Origin of the sequence: Mycobacterium sherrisii, assembly GCF_002102355.1 — a bacterium.
Lineage (GTDB): Bacteria > Actinomycetota > Actinomycetes > Mycobacteriales > Mycobacteriaceae > Mycobacterium > Mycobacterium sherrisii.
In genome coordinates this window covers 1-2447 of sequence record NZ_LQPT01000064.1, presented here as the reverse complement: position 1 = coordinate 2447, position 2447 = coordinate 1, and the positions used below count along the sequence as shown (strand labels likewise).

Sequence of the window (2447 nt, the reverse complement as noted above, 5' to 3'; positions counted from 1 at the left end):
CGACGAGTCAAAGTCCGCCTGGATACCCTCGCGATCTGTCGAACGCATGTTCGAATGATAACGCGGACCACCGACACCGAATCCGGCCGAGAAACCACTGAAACGTAAGTGCCGCAAGTGATTTGCGGGACTCGGTGCTGTCCCACCGCTGAACGCAAGTCGGGCCTGTCCCACCGATCGATAACCACTGATTCGCTGCAGCAGTGGTTTTTTGCAGCCGCGGCGAAACAATGGGTACGGCGCCGAACCCGATCGACGGGAGGGGGCAAACCTCATGCGCGCATTGCTCACGGCCTGCGGCGGATTTCTGTTTGCCATCTTGTGGATGGACTTGATCTTCGACGTGCAAGTGCTGCGACACCGGTCCGCCGGTGAGGAATTGCCCGAACCCGTCCTGGCCTCCGTGGCTGCCTACTACCACCGCGCGACCACCTCGTCGCGGCCGATGAGTCGGCTCATCGCTCTGGTCATGTTGATCCTGTTGGCGGCGTTGGGCTTTGAATCAACCCGCGCCCAAGATCCCGGCTGGCTGTTGTTGATGTCGGCGGGCCTCGCCGGCATTCCGACGATGCTGGCGCTGACGCAGACCGTGCCTGACGCGGTCCGGCTCGGACACCGCACCGACAGCGCGCCCGAACAAAGTCGGCTGGCGCGATCGGTATGCCGCGATCACCTCATCTGCGCCGGGTGCATGTTCGGGTTCCTGATGCTGTGGCTGGGCCGCGACTTAGCGGCCTGACCGATTCGGGCCGCGACACGTCGTAGTGGGCGGGCGCGGGTCGGGGGCCCCTGGCCACGTCATCGCAGCAAGTACTAAACTAGAACACGTTCCAATTCGGCGAGCATCCCAGGAGTTGTACATGCACACCCCTATTTGCGACGAACTCGGTATCGAGTTCCCGATCTTCGCCTTCACCCACTGCCGCGATGTCGTGGTGGCGGTCAGCAAGGCCGGGGGGTTCGGCGTTCTCGGAGCCGTCGGTTTCACGCCCGAGCAGTTGGAAATCGAGCTGAACTGGATCGACGAGAATATCGGCGACCACCCCTACGGCGTCGACATCGTCATCCCGAACAAGTACGAGGGCATGGACTCGAATCTGTCCGCCGAGGAACTGGCCGAGACGCTGCGCAAGATGGTGCCGCAGGAACATCTCGACTTCGGCAAGAAGATCCTCGCCGATCACGGCGTACCGGTCGAGGACAGTGACGGCGACACCTTGCAGCTACTCGGCTGGACCGAGGCGACGGCCACGCCGCAGGTCGAGGTGGCGCTCAAGCACCCGAAGGTCAAGATGATCGCGAACGCGCTCGGCACCCCGCCCGCGGACATGATCAAGCACATTCACGACGCCGGGCTCAAGGTCGCCGCGTTGTGCGGATCGCCTTCGCAGGCCCGCAAGCACGCCGACGCCGGCGTCGACATCATCATCGCCCAGGGTGGCGAGGCCGGTGGGCACTGCGGCGAGGTCGGCTCGATCGTGCTGTGGCCGCAGGTCGTCAAGGAGGTTGCGCCGGTCCCCGTCCTCGGCGCGGGTGGAATCGGCAGCGGTCAGCAGATCGCAGCCGCCCTGGCGCTGGGCTGTCAGGGTGCCTGGACCGGTTCGCAGTGGCTGATGGTGGAGGAATCCTCGAACACCCCCGTGCAGCAGGCCGCCTACATCAAGGCCGGCAGCCGCGACACCGTCCGCAGCCGTTCCTTCACGGGCAAGCCCGCCCGGATGTTGCGCAACGACTGGACCGAGGCCTGGGAGCAGCCGGAGAACCCGAAGCCGCTCGGTATGCCGTTGCAATACATGGTGTCCGGCATGGCGGTGCGGGCCACCAACCGGTACCCCAACGAGTCCGTGGACGTTGCGTTCAACCCCGTAGGGCAGGTGGTCGGTCAGTTCCAGAAGGTCGAGAAGACGTCGACCGTGATCGAGCGCTGGGTGCAGGAATACCTGGAAGCGACGAACCGGCTCGACGAACTCAACGAGGCCGCCACCGTCTAGCGACAGCTAACTGTATGAGGCCATGACATTGGTGACGCCGGTGGCGAGTCGTGATGCTGGTGGCTGGCCTGCGGCGGCAGAGTGTGGTCGATGGTAGTTGAAGTGGATGTTCCAGACTTTGAGTGCTTCGGCGCGTTGGGTTTCTGAGGTCCATGTCCTGGCGTAGAGGAACTCTTCGGCCAGGATGCGGTTGTAGCGCTCGACTTTGCCGTTGTGGCGCGGGGTGTAGGGCGTGATGAATTGGTGGCGTGCGCCGTGGAGCACGTGGGCGAAGTCTTTGGCCCGGTAGCAGGCGCCGTTGTCGGTGACGATCCGCTGGATGCGGTCGATGCCATGGACGGCGAACCATACCCGGGCGCGGTGCATGAATCCGATTGCGGTGACGGCTTTTTCGTTGTCAAGGGCTTCGGTGTAGGACAGTCGGGAGAACCCGTCGACGGCCGAATGCAGGTACAC

Annotated in this window: 3 protein-coding genes; 2 read left to right on the top strand and 1 reads right to left on the bottom strand. The window is 63.9% G+C overall.

Translation table 11 applies throughout. The annotated features are described in order from the left end of the window. Positions 1–274 precede the first annotated feature (274 nt). Positions 275–739, top strand: a complete 465-nt coding sequence (locus tag AWC25_RS10105; protein WP_069403150.1) for a hypothetical protein — start codon at positions 275–277, stop codon at positions 737–739. A 121-nt stretch (positions 740–860) separates the two neighbouring features. Further along, entirely contained in the window at positions 861–1991 is a 1131-nt protein-coding gene (locus AWC25_RS10100; RefSeq protein ID WP_069403151.1) for a nitronate monooxygenase, read from the top strand. Positions 1992–1997: 6 nt separating this feature from the next. Here the strand turns inward: AWC25_RS10100 and AWC25_RS10095 are convergent. Further along, positions 1998–2447, bottom strand: a 450-nt coding sequence (locus AWC25_RS10095; protein ID WP_142278710.1) for an integrase core domain-containing protein, incomplete at its 5' end; no start/stop codon positions are given.

Coding starts and splice junctions, on each gene's coding strand:
- AWC25_RS10105 (WP_069403150.1), top strand. CDS start 275: ATGCGCGCATTGCTCACGGCCTGCGGCGGATTTCTGTTTGCCATCTTG.
- AWC25_RS10100 (WP_069403151.1), top strand. CDS start 861: ATGCACACCCCTATTTGCGACGAACTCGGTATCGAGTTCCCGATCTTC.